This window comes from Pseudomonas sp. B28(2017) (assembly GCF_002113025.1).
GTDB lineage: Bacteria > Pseudomonadota > Gammaproteobacteria > Pseudomonadales > Pseudomonadaceae > Aquipseudomonas.
Window position 1 is genome coordinate 195,269 of the sequence record NZ_NEJH01000001.1, and the last position, 21,687, is coordinate 216,955.

At 60.5% G+C, this 21,687-nt stretch carries 17 protein-coding genes and 2 pseudogenes; 14 read left to right on the forward strand and 5 right to left on the reverse strand.

Annotated features, from left to right (window positions below; translation table 11 throughout):
• Positions 1–24: 24 nt before the first annotated feature.
• The 3 genes from CAF65_RS00940 (at position 25) to CAF65_RS00950 (ending at position 5,894) form a co-directional block, all read left to right on the forward strand.
• Complete coding sequence (locus tag CAF65_RS00940) at positions 25–1,818, forward strand: DUF1302 domain-containing protein (protein WP_085714587.1); 1,794 nt, start codon at positions 25–27, stop codon at positions 1,816–1,818.
• 23 nt (positions 1,819–1,841) lie between these two features.
• Positions 1,842–3,209 carry a DUF1329 domain-containing protein gene (locus CAF65_RS00945; protein ID WP_085714588.1) on the forward strand — a complete coding sequence of 456 codons (1,368 nt, stop codon included), beginning with the start codon at positions 1,842–1,844 and terminating at the stop codon, positions 3,207–3,209.
• Between the two features lie 141 nt (positions 3,210–3,350).
• A complete protein-coding gene (locus tag CAF65_RS00950; RefSeq protein WP_085714589.1) occupies positions 3,351–5,894 on the forward strand; it encodes a LuxR C-terminal-related transcriptional regulator in 2,544 nt (847 codons plus the stop codon).
• 15 nt (positions 5,895–5,909) lie between these two features.
• On the opposite strand, the gene CAF65_RS00955 is transcribed toward CAF65_RS00950, so the two are convergent.
• A complete protein-coding gene (locus tag CAF65_RS00955; RefSeq protein ID WP_085714590.1) occupies positions 5,910–6,707 on the reverse strand; it encodes an IclR family transcriptional regulator in 798 nt (265 codons plus the stop codon).
• A gap of 162 nt (positions 6,708–6,869) precedes the next feature.
• Between CAF65_RS00955 and hmgA the strand changes: the two genes are divergently transcribed.
• From hmgA to maiA, 3 genes are read left to right on the forward strand one after another with little or no spacing between them, the layout of a single operon-like run.
• Entirely contained in the window at positions 6,870–8,174 is a 1,305-nt protein-coding gene (gene hmgA, locus CAF65_RS00960; protein ID WP_008021456.1) for a homogentisate 1,2-dioxygenase, read from the forward strand.
• Positions 8,175–8,177: 3 nt separating this feature from the next.
• On the forward strand, positions 8,178–9,482 hold the full coding sequence (fahA, locus tag CAF65_RS00965) for a fumarylacetoacetase (protein ID WP_085714591.1): 1,305 nt from the start codon (positions 8,178–8,180) through the stop codon (positions 9,480–9,482).
• A gap of 12 nt (positions 9,483–9,494) precedes the next feature.
• Positions 9,495–10,130: a maleylacetoacetate isomerase gene (maiA, locus tag CAF65_RS00970; protein WP_085714592.1), complete on the forward strand. Its 636-nt coding sequence runs from the start codon at positions 9,495–9,497 to the stop codon at positions 10,128–10,130.
• 23 nt (positions 10,131–10,153) lie between these two features.
• Here the strand turns inward: maiA and CAF65_RS00975 are convergent, their stop codons facing one another.
• On the reverse strand, positions 10,154–10,957 hold the full coding sequence (locus CAF65_RS00975) for a SirB1 family protein (RefSeq protein WP_085714593.1): 804 nt from the start codon (positions 10,955–10,957) through the stop codon (positions 10,154–10,156).
• Between the two features lie 183 nt (positions 10,958–11,140).
• Between CAF65_RS00975 and CAF65_RS00980 the strand changes: the two genes are divergently transcribed.
• Positions 11,141–12,160 carry a Glu/Leu/Phe/Val dehydrogenase dimerization domain-containing protein gene (locus CAF65_RS00980; RefSeq protein ID WP_008021449.1) on the forward strand — a complete coding sequence of 340 codons (1,020 nt, stop codon included), beginning with the start codon at positions 11,141–11,143 and terminating at the stop codon, positions 12,158–12,160.
• 187 nt (positions 12,161–12,347) lie between these two features.
• On the opposite strand, the pseudogene CAF65_RS00985 reads toward CAF65_RS00980, so the two are convergent.
• A pseudogene (locus tag CAF65_RS00985) lies at positions 12,348–12,587 on the reverse strand (YebG family protein); the annotation flags it as partial.
• A gap of 277 nt (positions 12,588–12,864) precedes the next feature.
• On the opposite strand from CAF65_RS00985, the gene CAF65_RS00990 reads away from it, so the two are divergent.
• Complete coding sequence (locus tag CAF65_RS00990) at positions 12,865–13,365, forward strand: phosphate-starvation-inducible protein PsiE (protein WP_085714595.1); 501 nt, start codon at positions 12,865–12,867, stop codon at positions 13,363–13,365.
• Here the strand turns inward: CAF65_RS00990 and CAF65_RS00995 are convergent.
• Positions 13,362–13,679 carry a DUF3509 domain-containing protein gene (locus CAF65_RS00995; protein ID WP_085714596.1) on the reverse strand — a complete coding sequence of 106 codons (318 nt, stop codon included), beginning with the start codon at positions 13,677–13,679 and terminating at the stop codon, positions 13,362–13,364. The genes CAF65_RS00990 and CAF65_RS00995 overlap by 4 nt on opposite strands.
• A gap of 321 nt (positions 13,680–14,000) precedes the next feature.
• Positions 14,001–15,377, reverse strand: a complete 1,377-nt coding sequence (locus CAF65_RS01000) for an L-serine ammonia-lyase (protein ID WP_085714597.1) — start codon at positions 15,375–15,377, stop codon at positions 14,001–14,003.
• Positions 15,378–15,512: 135 nt separating this feature from the next.
• Here CAF65_RS01000 and CAF65_RS01005 point away from each other — a divergent pair, with 135 nt between their 5' ends.
• From CAF65_RS01005 to CAF65_RS01025, 6 genes and pseudogenes are all read left to right on the forward strand, one after another.
• Positions 15,513–16,460: a LysR substrate-binding domain-containing protein gene (locus CAF65_RS01005; RefSeq protein WP_085714598.1), complete on the forward strand. Its 948-nt coding sequence runs from the start codon at positions 15,513–15,515 to the stop codon at positions 16,458–16,460.
• A 214-nt stretch (positions 16,461–16,674) separates the two neighbouring features.
• Positions 16,675–17,082, forward strand: coding sequence for an HPF/RaiA family ribosome-associated protein (locus CAF65_RS01010; RefSeq protein ID WP_085714599.1), 408 nt, complete (start codon positions 16,675–16,677; stop codon positions 17,080–17,082).
• 232 nt (positions 17,083–17,314) lie between these two features.
• Positions 17,315–17,419: pseudogene (locus CAF65_RS27670) on the forward strand (DUF3649 domain-containing protein); the annotation flags it as partial.
• A 31-nt stretch (positions 17,420–17,450) separates the two neighbouring features.
• The gene (locus CAF65_RS01015) at positions 17,451–18,023 is read left to right on the forward strand and encodes an RNA polymerase sigma factor (RefSeq protein ID WP_085714600.1); all 573 of its coding nucleotides are present in this window, start codon (positions 17,451–17,453) and stop codon (positions 18,021–18,023) included.
• Positions 18,020–19,009, forward strand: coding sequence for a FecR family protein (locus tag CAF65_RS01020; protein WP_085714601.1), 990 nt, complete (start codon positions 18,020–18,022; stop codon positions 19,007–19,009). Before CAF65_RS01015 ends, CAF65_RS01020 begins: the two co-directional genes overlap by 4 nt.
• 200 nt (positions 19,010–19,209) lie before the next feature.
• Complete coding sequence (locus CAF65_RS01025; RefSeq protein ID WP_085714602.1) at positions 19,210–21,639, forward strand: TonB-dependent receptor; 2,430 nt, start codon at positions 19,210–19,212, stop codon at positions 21,637–21,639.
• Positions 21,640–21,687: the final 48 nt, after the last annotated feature.

The following is a 21,687-nucleotide window of genomic DNA, read 5'->3' on the forward strand; positions in this document are numbered from 1 at the left end:
TCTGTCACTCACCGGGGAAGACGCATGACAAAAACAACAATGCGCGCCATCTTCACACCGCAGGCGCTGGCGGCTGCGGTCGCATTAGGCTGTTGCGCCCAGGCGCAGGCCCTTTCATTCAACATCGGGGAAATCGAGGGGACGTTCGACTCCTCGTTGTCGGTCGGCGCGAGCTGGGGCATGCGTGACGCGGATAAATCCCTGGTGGGCATCGTCAACGGCGGTTCCGGCCAGTCTTCGACCGGTGACGACGGGCGATTGAACTTCAAGAAGGGCGAAACCTTCTCGAAGATCTTCAAGGGTATTCACGACCTCGAGCTGAAGTACGGCGACACCGGTGCGTTTGTGCGTGGCAAGTACTGGTACGACTTTGAGCTGAAGGATGAAAGCCGTCCATTCAAGGACATCAGCGACCACAATCGCAAAGAAGGCGCGAAGTCTTCAGGCGGGCAAATCCTCGACGCTTTCGTCTATCACAACTATTCCCTCGCCGATTTGCCGGGCACGGTGCGCGCCGGCAAGCAGGTGGTCAGTTGGGGCGAGAGCACTTTCATCGGCAACTCGATCAACAGCATCAACCCGGTCGACGTGTCTGCGTTCCGTCGTCCTGGAGCCGAGATCAAGGAGGGCCTGATCCCGGTCAACATGCTGTTCGCCTCCCAGGGCCTGACGGAGAAGTTGACCGTCGAAGGCTTCTATCAACTGGAATGGGACCAGACGGTCGTGGATAACTGTGGCACCTTCTTTGGTGTCGATGTGGTGGCGGACGGCTGCAACAAGGGCTACACCGTCGCCAACCCGGCCATTGCACCGTTGCAGCCGATTGCGGCTGCCTTTGGCCAGGGCTTCGAGGTCAGCAGGGAGGGCGTGATCGTTCCCCGTGGCGGCGACCGCGATGCCCGGGATTCCGGACAGTGGGGTACGGCGTTGCGCTGGCTGGGGGATGACACCGAGTACGGTCTGTATTTTTTGAACTACCACAGCCGCGGCCCGAGCGTCGGGACCACCACCGCCGGCCTCAGTACACTGGCGAGCATTCCGGGGATCGTCGCAACCGCCAACCGCATCGCGCCCGGCACCGGTTCAGGCCTGGCCCAAAGTGTGATGCTCGGTCGCGGCCAGTATTACCTCGAATACCCGGAGGACATCCGCCTCTACGGCGCCAGCTTCGCCACCACGTTATCCACCGGCACCGCTTGGAGCGGGGAAATCAGCTACCGCCCCAACGCCCCGGTGCAGGTCAACACCAATGACCTGACCCTGGCGTTGCTCAACCCTATCGCGGGTGGAGCAGCATCGCCCATTGCCACGTCACCGGGGGCCGACAACAAAGGCTACCGCCGCAAGGAGGTGACGCAGATCCAGAGCACCCTGACGCACTTCATCGATCAGGTCGCGGGTGCGGATCGCCTGACGCTGGTGGGCGAGGCGGCAGTGGTTCGGGTCGGTGGTCTGGAAGCACGCACCAAACTGCGCTATGGCCGCGACTCGGTGTATGGCCAGTATGGATTCGGTGGCGATACCGACGGCTTCGTGACCTCGACTTCATGGGGGTATCGCGCGCGGGCCATCCTCGACTACAACAACCTCATTGCCGGGATCAATTTCAGACCCAACCTCTCGTGGTCCCACGACGTCGCAGGCTTTGGCCCCAACGGTCTGTTCAACGAGGGTGCCAAGGCCATCAGCCTCGGTGTCGATGCGGACTATCGCAACACCTACACCGCGAGCCTCAGTTACACCGACTTTTTCGGCGGGGACTTCAACGTCCTCACCGACCGTGACTTCGTGGCGTTGAGCTTTGGCGTGAACTTCTGACCTGGCTGAAAAGGATGATTTCGATGCGCAAGATGATATTGCAATTGGGCGCGCTGACCCTCGGGTTGCTGGCCGCCAACGTGATGGCCGCAGTGGCGCCGGAAGAAGCCAACAAGCTCGGCACCAGCCTTACGCCGCTCGGTGCGGAGAAGGCCGGCAATGCCGATGGCTCGATTCCGGCCTGGACCGGCGGCATCCCGAGAAACGCCGGGGCGGTGGACAGCAAGGGTTTCCTGGCTGACCCGTTCGCCAGCGAAAAACCGTTGTTCGTGATCACCGCGGCGACCGTCGACAAGTACAAGGACAAGCTCTCCGACGGCCAGATCGCGATGTTCAAGCGCTATCCCGAGACCTACCGGATTCCGGTCTACCCGAGCCACCGTACTGTGGCATTACCGGCTGAAATCTATGAGTCGGCCAAGCGCAGTGCGCTGAACGTAACACCGATCAACGACGGCAACGGTCTGGCCAACTTCACCGGCAATCGCTACTACGCATTCCCGATTCCGAAGAATGGCGTGGAAGTGATCTGGAACCACGTGACCCGTTACCACGGTGGCAATCTGCGGCGCACCATCACCCAGGCAACACCGCAGTCCAATGGTGATTTCACCGTGATCCGCTTCAAGGACGAGGTCGCCGTGCCGTCGTTGCTCAGCGATCTGAAACCGGGCAGCGACGATAACGTCCTCAACTACTTCAAGCAGGAAGTGACCGCACCGGCGCGGCTGGCGGGCAACGTGTTGCTGGTTCACGAGACCCTCGACCAGGTCAGGGAGCCGCGCAAGGCCTGGATCTACAACGCTGGCCAGCGGCGGGTACGGCGTGCGCCACAAGTGGCCTATGACGGTGTCGGCACCTCATCCGACGGCCTGCGGACCACCGACAACTTCGACATGTTTTCCGGCGCGCCGGATCGCTACGACTGGAAACTGGTCGGCAAGAAGGAGATGTACATCCCCTACAACAGCTACAAGCTCGACTCGCCAGACCTCAAGTACACCGATGTGATCAAGGCCGGGCACATCAATCAGGACCTGACTCGCTATGAGTTGCACCGGGTCTGGGAAATCGTCGCCACGGTCAAGCCGAGTGAGCGGCACGTGTACGCCAAGCGCCACATGTACATCGATGAAGACAGCTGGCAAGTGGCGCTGGCCGACCACTACGACGGTCGTGGCCAGCTCTGGCGCGTTGCCGAAGGTCATGCCCAGTTCTACTACGATCACCAGGTGCCGGCCTACACCGTCGAAGCGCTGTATGACCTGATTGCCGGTCGCTATATCGCTTTGGGAATGAAGAACGAAGAGAAGCGCAGCTTCGAATTCAACATCGATGCAAAGGCAGGGGATTACACACCAGCGGCCTTGCGTAGCACGGGGGTAAGGTAGGTTTTCTACAGGCTCCTACACAAAAGGGTGACCTCATGGTCACCTTTTTTATAGGGGGCGATCAGTGTGTTGAATACTTCTTCAACAAGCGCTCGGGAGGGGGCTAGGGTGGCGCCAGAATTATAAAAAAGGCGCCCCACAATGACTGCAATGACGCACTGTCTGGACCGCCCTGGCTTCCTGCCCCGACTGTCGTCCCATCATCTGTCCCGCGAGCGGCTGATTGAGCCCATGCTGGTCTCGGCTGCGCGGGTGAAGTTGCTTTGTGCACCGGCCGGTAGTGGCAAGAGCGCGTTGCTCGCCGAGTGCCTGTTGCGAGCGCCGGAGCGCTGTCGGGTCCGTTGGCTGCCGCTGGCGGGGCAGTCGTTGAGTGCGGCGGATTTTCTGTTGCGCCTGACGCAAGCGCTGGGTCTGCCCTCGGCGGATGAGCCCGGGCTGCTGGCGTATCTGGCCCGATTACGGGCGCCAACCTGGCTGTTTCTCGACGATTTCTGTCGCGCACCCAACCCGGAACTCGACCGGATGCTCGATCGCCTGTTGGCCGTCGCCAGCCCGACGGTTACCTGGTGGCTGAGCGCCCGTCGACGACCCTCATGCAACTGGCCGCGGCTGCTGCTCGATGATGAGTTGTACGAGTGCGACGGCCGGGCGCTGGCGTTTACCGAGGCCGAGGTCGGGCAATTGCTCAGTCATGTCGAGCCGAGCCAGGCGGCACAAACCGCCAAAAGGGTGGTTGAGCGCAGCGGTGGCTGGTGCGCTGGCGTGCGGATCGCGTTACTCAATGGTTGCCCGTGGTCGGGTGAGCAGGGGCGTTCGGCAACTTTGCTCGATTATCTGCAACACGAGTTGTTCAACACTTTGCCGTCGGAGTTGGTTGAAGTCTGGCTGGTATTGGTTCATCTGCCACGTTTCAACGCCAGCTTGTGCGAGCATCTTTTCGGTACGGGGGAGGGCGCGCAGTGCCTGCACGCGTTGCAGGAAATGGGCTGCTTCATTGAACCTTGGGAGGACTCCGTCGAGTGGTTGCGGATCTTCGAACCATTGGCCCGGGCGATGCGTGAAGAGCCAACCGCGGCCGGGCGATCCTGGCATCGCCGCGCATGCCAATGGTTCAGCGCCGAAGAGGATTGGCAAGGGGCGTTCGAACAGGCGTTGCTTGCACAAGAGCATGAGGTTGCGGTGAGCCTGTTGCAGCACTTCAGTTTTGAGCATTTGTTCAAGCGTCAGAATGTCAGCTTGTTACTCAAGCTGCATGAGCGCCTGGGTGAGCAATTGACCCTGGGCACACCGCAACGGGTGGGGTTGATTACGGCCGCGTTGCTGTTTGCCGGGCGCTTCGAGCAGGCGGCTGCGTGCATTGGGCAGTTGGCGCGGTTCACCCCGCAGCCGACGGCGTCCTTGCAGCGACAACTACTGGCACGCTGGCAGGCGCAACAAGGTTGGTTGCTGCATTTGCAGGGACGCATGCCGGCGGCACGGACGCATTTTATCGAGGCGCTGGACGAACTGGCGGCCGAGGCGTGGCCCGCGCGGTTGTTGTGCCTGTCCGGGTTGACTCAGCAGGCATTGCTCAATGCCGACCTCGACGCCGCCCAGGCCTTCAATCGTGACGCGCTATGTCTGGCGCGGGCACAAGGCTCGTTGTTGTTTGAGGGTTTGCTTGAACTCGATCATGCGCAGTTGCTGGAGCAGCGCGGCGCACCTCGGCGAGCCGGGCAATTGTTGGCCGACATCGATGAAATGCTCCGTCGGCAGGCTGATCGACCGACGCCGCTGCTGGGGCGAATCGCTTTGCGGCGTGGGCGGCTGGCCCTGTGCCAGGGGCACGACCAACTGGCCGGCGAGTGTTTCCAGGCTGGCCTTGATGATTGCCTGCACAGCCAGGACAAGCACGTGTTGTACGGGTTTCTCGGGTTGGCGCAGATGGCGGCCAATCAACGCGACTATGCCCATGCGTTCGATCGTCTTCGCGAGGCCGAGCGGTTGATGCAGCAGCGGCAAATCCCCGACACCGTTTATCGCAGTGTGTTGCTGCAAGTCAGCAGTCATTTCTGGTTGCAACAAGGGCGCCCGGAGTTGGCGCGGGAGGCACTGACCCGGGTCTTGCGTCATTATCGCGGGGCCCATGCGCGCCAGGCACCCCCCGCGACGCTGCAGCTGATTGCGCGGATCGAATACCAGTTGGTGTTGGCCGAGACTCGACTGCAACTGGCGCACCGTCCATTGGACCGGCTCAAGGCGTTACTCGAGCATGCGCGGCAACACGCCATGCTGGCGCTGGAAACGGAGTTGCAACTGGCGATCTGTGAAGTGGCGGACTTGACGGGAAACCCGTCCGCGGCCCATGCGGCACTGGAGGCAGGGCTGGCACTGGCGAGCCGTTGCCAGGGGCAACAGGCATTGCATGACTTGAAGTTGCGCGAGCCCAGCTTGATCTGTCGTTTACGAGGGGAGGCGTCGGCGACCGCGATGGCATTGGATGCCAGTCTGCTGAGTAGCCGGGAACTGGAAGTGCTTGGCCTGATTGCCCAAGGTAACTCCAATCAGCAAATTGCCGAGCAGTTGTTCATCTCCTTGCATACGGTGAAAACCCACGCCCGGCGAATCCATAGCAAATTGGGTGTTGAGCGTCGCACGCAAGCCGTGGCGATGGGCAAGAAACTGGGCCTGATCCTGCCCGCCTGATCATCGCCACGGCGTTCAGTTTGTTGCTGGGGCGGGTTCAAAGCCCATGCGCCAGCTCACAGCGCGGGATGCAGATAACAAACGCTGCGCCGCCGGACCGTTTTCATCGGCATGAAACAGTGAGGTCGGCCCGACCACGGTCAGTACTGCCGCAATTTTGCCCATCGCGTTGAACACCGGCGCCGACAAGGCATCCACACCGGGCATCAACAATCCATGCACATGATGCAGGCCCCGTTGGCGGATCTGTTCGCACATCGTCGTATACGCCTGCTGGTCGGCCAAGACGTGGGGGGGGCTGTTCTGCAATTCCTGATCGCGCAGGTCCACGGTTTCACGCGCCGGCAGGTAAGCGCCGAAGACCAGCCCGGTGGAGGAACTGAGCAATGGCAACACCGAGCCCAGTTGAGTCACCACGGTCACCGCGCGTACCGCCGGTTCGATATGCACCACGGTCGCGCCCTGATTGCCCCATACCGCCAGAAAGCAGGTTTCGTTCAAGTCATCGCGCAACTCGGCGAGTGGCAGGGCGGCGACTTTCAGCACGTCCATACTGTTGAGTGCCGCCAACCCCACGCGCAGGGCTTCACGGCCCAGGCCGTAATGGTTGGTGGCAGCGTTCTGTTCGGCAAAGCCGCTGGCGATCAAGGCCTGCAAATAGCGGTGAACCTTGCTCGCCGGCATCTGCACGTGTTCGGCCAGGCGCGATAGCGAAGTCGAGGGCGACAACTCGGCCAGAGCCTTGAGGATGTCGGTGCCAACCTCGGCCGAGCGGACTTTCTGTTTACCGTTGTTGTCGCTGGTTTTTTCCATGGTGGCTGGGATCCCGGGACGAATGGGCGTCTTTATAGCTTGACGGTCAATACCAATCAAATTACGTTATGCGTAATTGAATTACGATAAAAATAACCCAGGCAGGCCACTAACTCCTCCAAAGAGTGACCGGCATTGCCGACTCCCTGTTCAGGAGGCTCCATGAACCCCGATTCAACGATGCCAGCGCTGGCTTACCTGTCAGGCTTCGGCAACGAATTCAGCAGCGAAGCGTTGCCCGGCGCACTGCCTGTCGGCCAGAACTCCCCGCAAAAAGCCCCGTACGGCCTTTACACCGAACTGTTCTCCGGCACGGCGTTCACCATGCCGCGCAGTGAGGCGCGTCGCACCTGGATGTACCGCATTCAGCCGTCGGCCAATCATCCGGCGTTCGTCAAGCTTGATCGGCAACTGGCCGGCGGCCCGCTGGGGGACGTGACCCCCAACCGCCTGCGCTGGAACCCGCTGGACATTCCCGCCGAGCCGACCGATTTCATCGACGGTCTGGTGAGCATGGCCGCCAACTCGGGCGCAGAAAAACCGGCCGGGATCAGCATCTACAACTACCGCGCCAACCGTTCCATGGAGCGTGTGTTCTTCAATGCCGACGGCGAAATGTTGCTGGTGCCTGAACGGGGGCGTCTGCGCATTGCCACCGAACTCGGCGTGCTTGAACTGGAACCGCTGGAAATTGCCGTACTGCCACGTGGCCTGAAATTCCGCATCGAACTGCTCGACCCGCAAGCCCGCGGTTACGTCGCCGAAAACCATGGTGCGCCGCTGCGTCTGCCAGACCTGGGGCCGATCGGCAGCAATGGCCTGGCCAATCCGCGGGACTTCCTGACTCCGGTGGCGGCCTACGAAAACCTGCAACAACCCACCACGTTGGTGCAGAAGTTCCTCGGTCAGTTGTGGGCGTGCGAACTCAATCATTCGCCGCTCAACGTGGTTGCCTGGCACGGTAATAACGTGCCGTATAAATATGACCTGCGCCGTTTCAACACCATCGGCACCGTCAGTTTCGATCACCCCGATCCGTCGATCTTCACCGTGTTGACCTCGCCAACCAGCGTCCACGGCCTGGCCAATCTCGACTTCGTGATCTTCCCGCCGCGCTGGATGGTGGCCGAGAAAACTTTCCGTCCACCATGGTTCCATCGCAACCTGATGAATGAATTCATGGGCTTGATCCAGGGCGAATACGACGCCAAGGCCGAAGGTTTCGTGCCGGGCGGTGCGTCCCTGCACAGTTGCATGAGCGCCCATGGCCCGGACGGCGAAACCTGCACCAAGGCAATCAATGCCGAGCTGGCCCCGGCGAAAATCGACAACACCATGGCGTTCATGTTCGAGACCAGCCAGGTGCTGCGACCAAGCCGTTTCGCCCTCGACTGCCCGCAATTGCAAAACACTTACGATGCCTGCTGGGCTACGCTGCCCGCCACTTTCGACCCGACCCGGAGATAACCCATGACGCAGACTTCCATCACTCGCAGCTGGGTTGCATCCGCCAACGGCCATGCTGATTTCCCACTGCAAAACCTGCCGCTGGGCGTGTTCAGTGTCCAGGGTTCGGCACCGCGTAGTGGCGTGGCCATTGGCGAACATATCTTTGATCTGCAAGCAGCCCTGGAGGCCGGGTTGTTCGATGGCGCCGCGAAGGCTGCCGTCGAGGCCACCTGTGGCGGCCAGTTGAATGCCTTCTTCGAACTGGGCCGCGAGGCTCGCGTCGCGTTACGCGAGCGTTTGCTGGAGCTGTTCGCCGAGGGCAGCACCCTGCACGGCAAGATCGAAGCCCAGGGCGCAAAACTGCTGCCGCTGGCGGCGGATTGCGAGATGCACCTGCCGGCGAAAATCAACGATTACACCGACTTCTATGTCGGTATCGAGCACGCGCAGAACGTCGGCAAACTGTTCCGCCCGGACAACCCGTTGCTGCCGAACTACAAATACGTGCCAATCGGCTACCACGGTCGTGCGTCGACCATTCGCCCGTCCGGTACCGACGTGCGCCGCCCGAAAGGCCAGACCTTGCCGGCCGGTCAGAGCGAACCGACGTTCGGCCCTTGCGCGCGCCTGGACTACGAACTGGAACTGGGTATCTGGATCGGCCAGGGCAACGACATGGGCGACTCGATTGCCATTGGCGACGCTGCTGATCACATCGCCGGTTTCTGCCTGCTCAACGACTGGTCGGCAAGGGACATCCAGGCCTGGGAATACCAGCCGCTGGGGCCGTTCCTGTCGAAAAGCTTCATCACCAGCATCTCGCCGTGGGTGGTCACCGCCGAAGCGCTGGAGCCGTTCCGTCGTGCCCAGCCTGCTCGTCCGCAAGGCGATCCGCAGCCGCTGCCGTACCTGCTCGACAAGCGCGATCAGGCCGGTGGTGCGTTCGACATCGAACTGGAAGTCCTGCTGCTCACCGAGGCCATGCGCGAGCAGAACCTGCCGGCCCATCGCCTGACCCTGAGCAACACCCGGCACATGTATTGGACCGTGGCGCAAATGGTCGCGCACCACAGCGTCAATGGTTGCCAGTTGCAGGCCGGTGATCTGTTCGGCTCGGGCACGTTGTCGGGGCCTGAGAACGGTCAGTTCGGCAGCCTGCTGGAAATTACCGAGGGTGGTAAAAAACCGATCGAACTGGCATCGGGCGAAGTGCGTAAATTCCTTGAAGACGGTGACGAAATCATCCTGCGCGGTCGTTGCCGCCGCGACGGTTTCGCTTCCATCGGCTTCGGCGAATGCCGCGGCAAAGTGCTGCCGGCGCGCTGAGAGGAGTGGGGCATGGAACTCTATACCTACTACCGTTCGACGTCTTCGTACCGGGTGCGTATCGCATTGGCGCTCAAGGGCCTGGATTATCAGTCCTTGCCAGTCAACCTGATCGCACCGCAGGGCGGCGAGCATCGACAACCGCCTTATCTGGGTATCAACCCGCAGGGCCGCGTGCCGGCCTTGCGCACCGATGAAGGCGAATTGCTGATCCAGTCTCCCGCGATCATCGAATACCTGGAGGAACGTTATCCACAGGTGCCATTGCTGTCCCGGGATCTGGCTGCCCGCGCTCATGAGCGCGGAGTGGCGGCAGTGATCGGCTGCGATGTGCACCCGTTGCACAACGTCAGCGTGCTCAATCGGCTGCGTCAGTCAGGCTACGACGAACCGCAGGTGGTGGAGTGGATCGGCCACTGGATCGGTCAGGGGTTGACCACAGTAGAGCAGTTGATCGGCGATGACGGTTACTGCTTCGGCCCCGAGCCCGGGTTGGCGGACGTCTATCTGATCCCGCAACTGTACGCGGCCGAGCGTTTCAATGTTTCACTTGAGGCTTATCCGCGCATTCGGCGAGTGGCGGCGTTGGCGGCGACGCACCCGGCATTCATCAAGGCGCATCCGGCGAACCAGCCAGACACGCCTTAAGTCAGAAGCAGGATCTTTTGTTTTTAATGGACGATGGCGTTCGGCGGCAGATGCCCCAGCCGTTCCGTGAGGCGAATTCGCTGGATCGGATCGTCGCTGAGCAGCAGTGCGTGCTCCAGGTCAAAACGCTCGGCGTTCGGGCAGTCCAGTCGCTGGTACAGGCTGGCCCGGGCCAGGTAGTCGGAGGCATTGGCGTTGCCCAGTTCCAGGACGCGATCGGCGTCGATCAAGGCATTGATGACATCGTCGTGGGACAGGTGCAACTGGCGCAGGTTGCGCGACAACCGTTGCAGCATCTGCACCGCATCGGCGGTTTCCAGGTGCTCGGCGCTGAGCTTGATGTTAGGGCCGTACTGGCGGTGCAACAACTCCCGACAATCGTTGGGATAAAGGCGCCGGCCGCCGCAGGGATCGAGCAAATGATCGGCGCCCGGCACCCGCAGCAGGAAATGCCCGGGGAAGTTGACCCCGACCATGGGAATCTCCAGGCCCCTGGCCAACTCCAGCGCAATCAACCCCAGCGTCAAGGGTTGCCCTCGTCGAAGTTTCAGTACTTTGTCCATCAGTGCCACTTGCGGGCGCAAGGGTGTGAAGTCGTCCTGGGCGAAGCCAAGGTCGTTCATGCGCCGCAACAGCGGCTGGGCCAGTTCACTGACTGGCAGCATCGGCAAGCCGCCGCTGACCCGTTGTTGCAACGCCTGGAAATCGGCCAGCAGCGCTTGCGGTTCCACCTCGCTGTCGTGCTCGGCCGCAATCCACAGTGCCGCCTCGAACAGCGCGGGCGGTGAACGTTGCAGGCAGGCGAAGAACGATTGGCGCGGGGTCATTAAAATCTCCGGGCAATGCCTCGTTTTAGCCCCCTCTCCGGCATTCGTCCAGTGCCGCAAAAGGGCGATTTCGGGTTATTTCCGAAAGCTTGCATTGTGGCCGTGCTTATTCCTGTGCGCTTCTGCAATTTTTGGGCGCAAGCCTATACTGGCGACTACAAGAAGTGATTCGGGAGCCCTACGATGTTCGCTCTCATGCAAAGCACTCGCCTTGAATCGCTGCATCTGAGCGTCGACCCGGCCACCGGGTTGAAGGCGGTCATTGCCATTCATAACAGCCGCTTGGGGCCTGCCCTGGGTGGTTGTCGTTACCTTGCCTATCCCAGCGACGAGTCTGCGGTCGAGGATGCGGTGCGCCTTGCCCAAGGCATGAGTTACAAGGCAGCACTGGCCGGCCTGGCTCAGGGCGGCGGCGTGGGGGTGATCATTCGCCCGGTTCACGTGGCCAACCGCGCCGCGCTGTTCGAAGCCTTCGGACGCTGTATCAATCAGCTTGACGGGCGCTATATCACGGCCATCGACAGTGGAACCTCAGTGGCGGACATGGATTGCATCGCCCAGCAAACCCAGCACGTTACCAGCACCACCGCGGCGGGTGACCCTGCGCCACACGCGGCGATGGGCGTATTCACCGGCATTCGCGCCACGGCGATGGCGCGGCTGGGCAGCGACAACCTCGAAGGTCTGCGCGTCGCCATTCAAGGCCTGGGCAACGTCGGTTATGCCCTGGCAGAACAGCTGCACGCCGCCGGGGCCGAACTGCTGGTCAGCGATATCGATCACGGCAAGGTGCAACTGGCGATGGAGCAACTCGGGGCTCACCCCATCGCCAACGACGCACTGCTCAGTACGCCTTGCGATATTCTTGCGCCGTGCGGTTTGGGCGGAGTGCTGAACAGCCACAGCGTGACACAACTGCGCTGCTCGGCAGTGGCCGGTTCGGCGAACAACCAACTGACCCATCTGGACGTCGCCGATCAGTTGGAACGGCGGGGCATTCTGTATGCGCCGGACTACGTGATCAATGCCGGCGGTTTGATCTATGTTTCGCTCAAACATCGGGGCGAAGAGCTGGGAACCATCACCGCACACCTGTCGAAAATCAGTTCGCGACTCACTGAAGTCTTCGCCCATGCCCAGGCGGAAAAACGCTCTCCCGCCCGGGTGGCAGATGAATTGGCGGAGAAAGTGCTGTACCGCTGAATGGGGCATGAGTTTCCCCAGGCATGAAAAAGGCCCTGCGCCATTCGACTCAGGGCCTGTTCAATTTTGGCTTTGCTTACCTGGCGGCTTTTGGGGCCTTGGCAGGCTTGGCCGGGATGACCGGCTCAGCGGCTTCAACGACCTCGGCCGCTGCAACAGGTTCTGCGACTTCAACCGGTGCGCTGAGCAGTTCGGACAGGGCGTCCGGCTGGCTCTTGAACGCCTTGGCGAATACATCGCGATTTTTCGCCATGTAGATCCCGGCTTCTTCCACTTGCTGCTCGGTCAGGGACGGAACGGCTTTGTGCAACACTTCAGCCAGCAATTCGGCCAGTTCGAGCATTTTATCATGACGGTCAGCTTCGGCTTTATCCATGAACAAGCGCTCCAGATCTCGGCTGCTGCGGTATACCACTTCGACGGCCATTCACCACCTCACATGCCTTCACATTGGTTGTCGGTTTCGACTACTGTATCTATATACAGCGAAAAGGATAAGCGAATCCCTGCCTTTTGGGTAGTGGCTTTTTAATGTAGACCGGATTCGACATTTGTCAGGTGAGGCGCTGCACAGGTGCGACCAAACGCCACGGCGCGCAATCCAGAGCAGCTCGCCATCATGGGCTGGCCTTTTTTCTGCATGCAGAATAACCGTCACGTCCAACCCGCATCATCCGGTCGAGCCGACCTAAGGAAGCATCATCGTGAAAATCAACTGGGCCGAAAAACTGCGGCAGAACGTGCATGAACTGGCTGAGTCCCTGGGCAATCTGTTCGTCGAAACCTTTCACTACCTGGCGCTGTTCGCCATTGGTGCGGTGACCGCCTGGGCGGCGGTGATGGAATTTCTCGGGATGATCGAAGAGGGGCACATCAAGATCGATGACATCTTGCTGTTGTTCATCTACCTGGAACTGGGGGCGATGGTCGGGATTTACTTCAAGACCAATCACATGCCCGTGCGCTTCCTGATCTACGTGGCGATCACCGCGCTGACGCGGCTGCTGATTTCCAACGTTTCGCACCACAACCCGCCGGACCTGGGGATCATCTACCTGTGCGGCGGGATTCTGCTGCTGGCGTTTGCGGTTCTGGTGGTACGTTACGCTTCGTCGCAATTTCCCTCGGTGAAGATCGAGAACCCGCAACGCAAGGCCGGTGCGGGTTCCAGTGAACATCCAGAGGTCGAGAAGGGCGAAATCTAGAGCCCGAGCGTGGGGCGTTGTCGCCCTTTGATTGGAGGGGGCGGCAGGGTCCGACCGCTGCCGGTGGTCATGGCTTCGAGGATGGTCACGGCGCTGTGGCCTTGTTCGATGGCAATGCCGAATTGAATGCTTTGAACCAGACGCTTGAGGCGCTGGGGGTCGTTGCGTTGTTCGGCGCTGATCATGCGTTTGGCCACCACGCGGCCACTGTTGGAAAGGGTCAGCATGATGCTGCCGTCAAGGCCCTGAATGCTCAGGTTGATCTGGTAATCCGCTGCAAAGGCATCGGTAATGAGCTGGAAAGGGTTGTCCATGATGCGTCACCGCCTGATTGAACGTGCAGTTGTTGACCGGTTGATATCGGGATTAGTTCGCAACACCAGACCATCGGCCATTCCATGGCCACATCGCCATCATTGTTCCAACCAGGACGTAGCAAGGGGCATGCCGACAAAATTGTCGGACAGAAAACACGTTCTGCAGGAGCGAGCCTGCTCGCGATGATCGTGAACGATAACGCGTCAAATCAGAAGGTTCGCGGCGCCTGAGGGTTTTTCGCGAGCAAGCTCGCTCCTGCAGGGGCCGCGTTTTCTGCACGTTTCAGGGCAATAAACCTCGACGTGCCTCCAAAGTGATCAACATTCCACCCAGTTCACCGCCAGTCCGCCCCGTGACGTCTCTTTGTACTTATCGTGCATGTCGGCTCCGGTGTCACGCATGGTGCGGATCACCCGGTCCAGGGAGATGAAGTGCTGACCGTCGCCGCGCAAGGCCATTTGCGTGGCGTTGATGGCCTTCACGGCGGCGATCGCGTTGCGCTCGATACACGGCACTTGCACCAGTCCGCCAACTGGGTCGCAGGTGAGGCCGAGGTTGTGTTCCAGGCCGATTTCGGCGGCGTTCTCCAGTTGCTCCGGGGTGGCGCCAAGTACCTCTGCCAGGCCTGCGGCGGCCATGGCGCAGGCAGAGCCGACTTCACCCTGGCAGCCGACTTCGGCCCCGGAGATCGAAGCGTTTTTCTTGCACAGGATGCCGACGGCCGCTGCGCCGAGGAAGAACGCGACCACGTCGTCGTCGGACGCATCGGCATTGAATCTCATGTAGTAGTGCAACACCGCCGGAATGATCCCCGCCGCGCCGTTGGTCGGTGCCGTGACCATGCGTCCGCCGGCCGCGTTTTCTTCGTTCACGGCGAGGGCGTAAAGGTTGACCCATTCCATCGCTGACAAGGTGGACGTAATGACATTTGGCTTGCCGATTTCCTGCAGGCTGCGATGCAGTTTCGCCGCTCGACGTGGAACTTTCAGACCACCGGGCAGGATGCCTTCGTGGCGCAAGCCTTGCTCGACGCATTCGCGCATCACCGACCAGATATGCAACAGACCCTGGCGGATCTCGGCATCACCGCGCCATGCCCGTTCGTTGGCCATCATCAGCTCACTCACCCGCAACCCGTGCTCGTTGCACAAATTGAGCAGTTCGGCGGCACTGGAAAAGTCGTATGGCAGCTGCACATCGCCGGCCGGTGCGATCCCGGACTCGGCTTCGGCCGCCTCTATGATGAAGCCTCCACCCACCGAGTAATAGGTTTGCTCGAACAGTTCACCGGTTTCGCCGAAGGCTGTCAGGGACATGGCGTTGGGGTGATAGGGCAGGCTCTCGTTGAGCAGCAGGAGATCGGTTTGCCAGTCGAAGGTAATTTCTGCAACGCCTGCCAGACACAGTTTGCCGGTTTCGCGCAGGGTGTGAATGCGGCTGTCGATGGTGGTTGGATCGATGCGATCGGGCCATTCGCCCATCAGACCCATGACGCAGGCGCGGTCCGTTGCGTGGCCGACGCCGGTCGCTGAAAGAGAACCATAGAGGCGGATTTCCACGCGTCGCACGTCGGCCAGAAAACCGTGATCGACCAGCGCTTGGGCAAAGGTTGCGGCAGCACGCATCGGACCGACGGTATGGGAACTGGACGGGCCGATGCCGACTTTGAAGAGATCGAAAACACTGATAGCCATGCTAAAGCCTGTACAAGCAATGGAAGAGGAATCGCCGCCATTTTTGTAGGACAAGCGCAATGTCGGCGATACTGCCCGTCAAGGTCCTACATGACCAACGAAACTTCCTAAGACATTCTTTAGCAGGGCTAAACGATGAGCCGTCAATTACACGCCCAGACGTATGTCTGGCTGAACGTGTTTGCCTGTGCCGCGCGGCACCTGTCGTTCACCCGCTGCGCCGAGGAACTGCACATCACCCCGGGAGCAGTCAGCCAGCAGATCCGCCAGCTGGAAGATCGCCTGGGCTTTCGCCTGTTTCACCGCCGTGCTCGCGGAGTGGAGCTGAGCGCTGAGGGGCAGCGCCTGGCCATGACCGTCAACGAGGCCTTTGGCAGCATCGACGCGGAATTGCGGCGACTGGATGCGGGCATGATCAGCGGGATTCTGCGGGTGCGTTCGATCCCGTCGTTCCTGAGCAAATGGCTGACGCCGCGTCTGCCACGTTTGCAGCAGCGTTTTCCGGACATTCAGTTGCGCCTGGTGGCTGAGGACAGCAGCGTGCCATTGCATGAAGGCGACTTCGATCTGGCTATCGACCTGAACGACGGAAGCTACCCGGGCCTGTTATCCACAGCCTTGCTCGATGAACAGATTTTTCCGGTATGCGCGCCGGGCCTGTTGCGTGGTCGTCCGCCGCTGCACGGTCCGGCAGACCTGATGCACTTTCCCTTGCTGCACGACATTACCGCCTGGCGCGGCAGCTACGAGTACGCGGAATGGGAGTTTTACCTCAACGCCATCGGCTTCGAGGGGGCGGATGTTCGACGCGGGCATACCTTCAATCGCAATCACCTGACGATCGAAGCGGCCATCGCCGGGATGGGGGTGGCGATTGCCCGACGAACGCTGCTCAACGATGAACTGGAGCGCGGGGCGTTGATCGTGCCTTTCGGCCTGGCGGTGCCTAACCACAAGCGCTACATGCTGCTCTATGCACCGGGTGCGCTGAGCCATCCCGGCGTGCGTGCCGTGCATGACTGGCTGGTGGAAGAAGCGGGGATTTTTCGCAGTCTGCACCCACTGGGCGAGCCGCAGATGTAAGGAATTCGGGCAGCCAGGCAGGACGACCCGACTCCCGACATTAACAGCGCTTTTGCTCGTTGTCCGGCTTTTTTTGTGTATGAAAATTTATCTTTTTACAGGGGTTGAATTGTTCAGCGTACAGACCGATTGTGTAAGCAAGAGGTCACGGTGATGACGCCCAAGGGCTTAGCTGACCGGCCTCTCGCGAGCTAGCTGAAATAAGGGATGAACTATGCAAATCCAAGTCAATAGCGATAACCATATTCAAGGCAGTAAACGACTGGAGGAGTGGGTACGTACAACCATTGAGAGCACGCTCGAACGCTACGAAGAGGACCTGACACGAGTCGAGGTTCACCTGCGGGACGAGAACGGCGACAAGCCGGGTCCCCACGACATGCGCTGCCAGCTGGAGGCGCGGCCAAAAGGCCATCAACCGGTTTCCGTCACCCATAAAGCCTCCACCATGGAGCAGGCGATCGACGGTGCATCGGCCAAACTTGAACATGCGCTGGAGCATATGTTCGGCAAATTGCGCGGTAAACGCGCCAACGTGGTACCCATCGAAAGTGGTGCCCATGCCGACCGGCTGCTGGAAGAAGAGTTTCTGGAAAACGAACAGGCGGCGCTCAACGGCTGACACCTGATTCACTTTTTACCCTCCCATGAGAACGGGCCTGCATTGCAGGCCCGTTCTGGTTTCAGGTGTTTGTCAGCTCTGCCACAAAAGCGATTGGCATTGCGCCGCAACCAACAGGCGTAATGGAGGGGGTTATCCGATCATTTTGCGTATGAGAATATTTATCATTAGTATTGTGGCCTTGCCGGCCCTCTGACGCTGCCGTGGCCTTACCCGGTTTCCAGGTCGAAACATGAACGCCAAACTCCGCACACTTTCCGTTTCCTGCCGACTGGAGGTCGCTTCGCGGGTGCTCGCTTTCGTCTTCGGCGGTTACCTCGTCTCGGCGCTGGCCAGTCCTATTGCCGTGTTAGCGCAGTATTGAATCGATGATCACTCTCCCTCCCGAACCCCACGATATCGAGCGCGACCAACAGCGCGGTGACCGTGCGCACTTTCTCCAGGTATTTCTCTCCCAGCGTTCGCAAATGGAAGCGCTGGTGAGTCGGCGTGTTGGTTGCCGGGCGACGGCGGCTGATTTGGTACAGGACTTGTTCCTGCGTTTCTGGCGGCGGCCTTTGGTGCAAGTCGAGGAACTCAGCACCTACCTGTTGCGTTGCGCCGGCAACATCGCCATCGACCATTTGCGCAGTGAAGGCACGCGGGTCCGGGCCAGCGAAGGTTTGATGGTGGCCCCCCCTGACAGCCATGACAGCGGACCGCAAGCGGCGCTGGAGGCGGGCAACGATTTGCGCCACGTCGAAGCTGCGTTGCGTGCGTTACCGGAGCGCACGCGGCAGATTTTTTTGCTCAATCGCATTCACGGCCGCAAATATGCCGAGATCGCCAAGGCCATGGGCTTGTCCCAAAGTGCCGTGGAAAAACATATGATGCGCGCCCTCGAAGCCTGCAAGGCGAGCCTTCGGGAACCCGAAACGCGTATGCCAGGGAAAGCACCGTGAACAACTTCGAACGCGTCACCCCGACGCCCGCTCAGGAGCAGCAAGCGCTGGCCTGGCTGAGTCTGTTGCATGACCAGCCCGGCAGCGCTGACCAGGCTGCTTTCAGTCATTGGTTGCAGGCCGACCCCGCCCATGCCGAGGCTTATTCTCAGGCGCAGGTCTTGTGGGAGTTGAGCGAAGGACCGGCGCGCACGCTCGCCGATGAAGACGCCCTGGCCTTGCAGGGGTATCTCAACGCCATGGGCAAGTCGCGGCGCAGTACGGTCGGACGCTGGTCCGGTGCACTGGCGATGGCCGCGTGTCTGCTGTTGATGATCAGTCTCGGCACAGGCTGGCAGCCATCGCGCTGGATTGATGACCTGGGCGCGGACTTCGTCTCGGCACCGGGGGAAATCCGCACCGTCACCCTGGCCGATCAGTCGCAGGTGACACTGGATGCCGACAGTGCCATCGCCGTGGATTTCAGTCGCGGCGAGCGGCATGTACAACTGCGTCGTGGCACCGTTTTTTTCAGCGTGACACATACGGGGCAACCGTTTGTGGTCGATGCGGAAAAAGGCCAGGCGCGGGTCCTGGGCACGCAGTTCGAAGTCCGTTTGCAGCCCCGCGGTGCACAGGTCACGGTGCTGTCCGGGCGAGTCGGCGTGACGGCGGACAAAAACGCCGAACAGCAAATCCTCACCGCCGGCCAGCAAGTCGCCTACGGCGAAGGCTCGGCGGAAAAACTCCACGCGGTGGACAGCGAAGCTCAATTGGCATGGCGCCAGGGCTGGCTCAATTACTACAAGGCGACGTTGGCCGATGTGGTGCAGGATTTACGGCGCTATTACCCGGGACGGATCGTGATGCTCAATGATGAACTGGCGGCGCGCCGGGTCAGTGGCAGCTTTCCGAGCAGGAATCCGCAGGCCGTGTTGAGTTCATTGCAGGGCGTGTTGGGGTTTGAGCAGCATCAGGTTTTGGGGCATCTGATTATTTTGCGTTGAGGCTGTCGGCGCCTTCGCGAGCAGGGAAATGCATTGCAAATGTGGGAGCGAGCCTGCTCGCGAAGGGGCCGATCCGGTCTCCTCATCACTTGCGAAAAATATTTTCAAATTTTTGCTGAGGTAAACCCGATTGCCATCCGTGTAGTGACTGAAACTGCGAGTCATTCGCATCCGTTGCGGTTCTACACAGGTCATGAGTCATGAAGTCCAGGGCAAAATCGGGTTCGGTCAAACAATGGTTGGGTGTGTCTGCGTTGAGCTTTTCGGCATTGGCGTTGTTGCCGCTGAGCGTGGCGCTGGCCGCAGAGACGGGCAACAGTCAGCCGCGTGCACAGTTCAGTTTTTCGCTGGCCGCCAAACCTCTGCCCCAGGCCCTGAGTGATTTCAGCCGGGTGACCGGCATCAGCGTCGTCTACACCGATGAAGCGCCGTTCGGCCTCAATGCGCCGGCAATCAACGGCCAGATGAGTGCTGAACAGGCCCTGCAACGTCTGCTCACCGGTTCGGGGCTGACGTTCCGTCGTACCGACGGCCACACCATTGCACTGGAACCACGGCCGACTGAAGGTGCGTTAAACCTTGGCGCGACCACCATCACCTCGGTGATGGACGAGTCCATGAGTTACCAGCCGCCTCCCACCACTTCAGTGATGCGCTCTTCGGCCCCCGTTCAGGAGACCCCGCAGACCATCAATGTCGTCCCGGCCCAGGTTATCCGCGACCAGGCTCCGCGCAATCTCGATGACGCTCTGGCCAACGTCAGCGGCATCACCCAGGCCAACACCCTGGGCAGCACCCAGGATTCGGTGATGGTTCGTGGTTTTGGCGACAACCGTAATGGCTCGATCATGCGTGACGGCATGCCTATCGTGCAGGGGCGGGGTCTCAACGCCAGCGTGGACCGGGTCGAAGTGCTCAAAGGGCCGGCCTCGTTGCTCTATGGCATCCAGGATCCGGGCGGCGTGGTCAATATGGTCAGCAAGAAGCCCGAGCTTGAGCAGTACAACGCCTTGACCTTGCGCGGCTCGAGCTATGGCGACGGCAAGAACGGCAGCGGCGGCAGTCTGGACAGCACCGGTGCCCTCGGCGATTCCGGGCTGGCCTACCGCATGGTGCTGGATCACGAAGACGAAGATTACTGGCGTAACTTCGGCGTGCATCGCGAGAGCCTGATCGCGCCATCGCTGGCCTGGTTCGGCGAAAGCACCAAGCTACTATTCGCCTATGAGCACCGTGAATTCCTCACGCCCTTCGACCGTGGCACGCTGATCGATCCGCGGACCAACCATCCGCTGGATATCTCGCGCAACGAGCGTCTCGACGAGCCGTTCAACAACATGGAAGGGCGTTCGGACCTCTATCACTTTGAAGCCGATCACGAACTCAACGACAACTGGAAAGCCCATTTCGGCTACAGCTGGAACCGTGAAACCTACGACGCCAGCCAGGTGCGCGTGACCGCCATCGATACCAAAAAGGGCACCCTGACCCGCAGCATGGACGGTACTCAAAACGCGATCAGTACCGACCGTTTCACCACCGCCAGCCTTGAAGGCAATGTGAATGTGCTCGGCATGCAGCACGACTTGCTGTTCGGCGTCGATGACGAGTACCGCAAGATCTTTCGCGAAGATTTGATCCGCCAGAAAAGCCGCAGCACGTTCAGCTACGTGAACCCGGTGTATGGCCAGGAAGTGCCGGGCACCACGGTCAGCGCGGCTGATAGCGCGCAGACCGATGAACTGCGCAGCGATTCGGTGTTCCTGCAGGATTCCATCCACCTCAACGAGCAATGGATTCTGGTGGCCGGTGCGCGTTTCCAGGTGTACGACCAATACGCTGGCAAAGGCGTGCCGTTCCATGCCAACACCGACAGTAACGGGCAGAAATGGGTGCCGCGTGTTGGCCTGGTGTACAAGTACACCGATGCCTTGTCGTTCTACGGCAGCTACACCGAGTCGTTCAAACCCAACTCGACCATCGCGCCGTTGAGCGGCAGCAGTACCGTACTTGACGGCAGCATCGCACCGGAGGAAGCCAAATCCTGGGAACTGGGTGCCAAGCTTGATCTGCCGGGTCGTATCACCGGCAACATTGCGCTGTTCGACATCAAGAAACGCAACGTGCTGGTGGCCAATGCCGAAGGCCCGACCACGATTTACAGCGCCGCCGGCGAAGTGCGTTCTCGTGGCCTGGAAGTGGACTTGAGTGGTCAGCTCACCGATCACTGGAGCATGATCGGCAGCTATGCCTACACCGATGCCGAAGTCACCGAAGATCCGGATTACAAAGGCAATCAACTGCAAAACGTGGCGAAGAACAGCGGCTCGCTGTCGGCCGTCTACGACTTTGGCACCATTATCGGCGGCGACCAACTGCGGGTCGGCGCCGGGGCGCGTTATGTGGGTGAGCGCGCGGGCAACGCGGTGAACGATTTCGACCTGCCGAGCTACACCGTGGCCGATGCGTTCGCCACCTACGACACCCGGGTCGAAGGGCAGAAGGTCAAGTTCCAGCTCAACGTGAAGAACCTGTTCGACCGCACTTACTACACCTCGGCGGCGAGCCGGTTCTTTGTGTCGATGGGCGATTCGCGGCAGATTTCGCTGTCCAGCACGCTGGAGTTCTGATGACAGACCGCGTCATCGTTCTTCGCGAGCAGGCTCGCTCCCACAAAG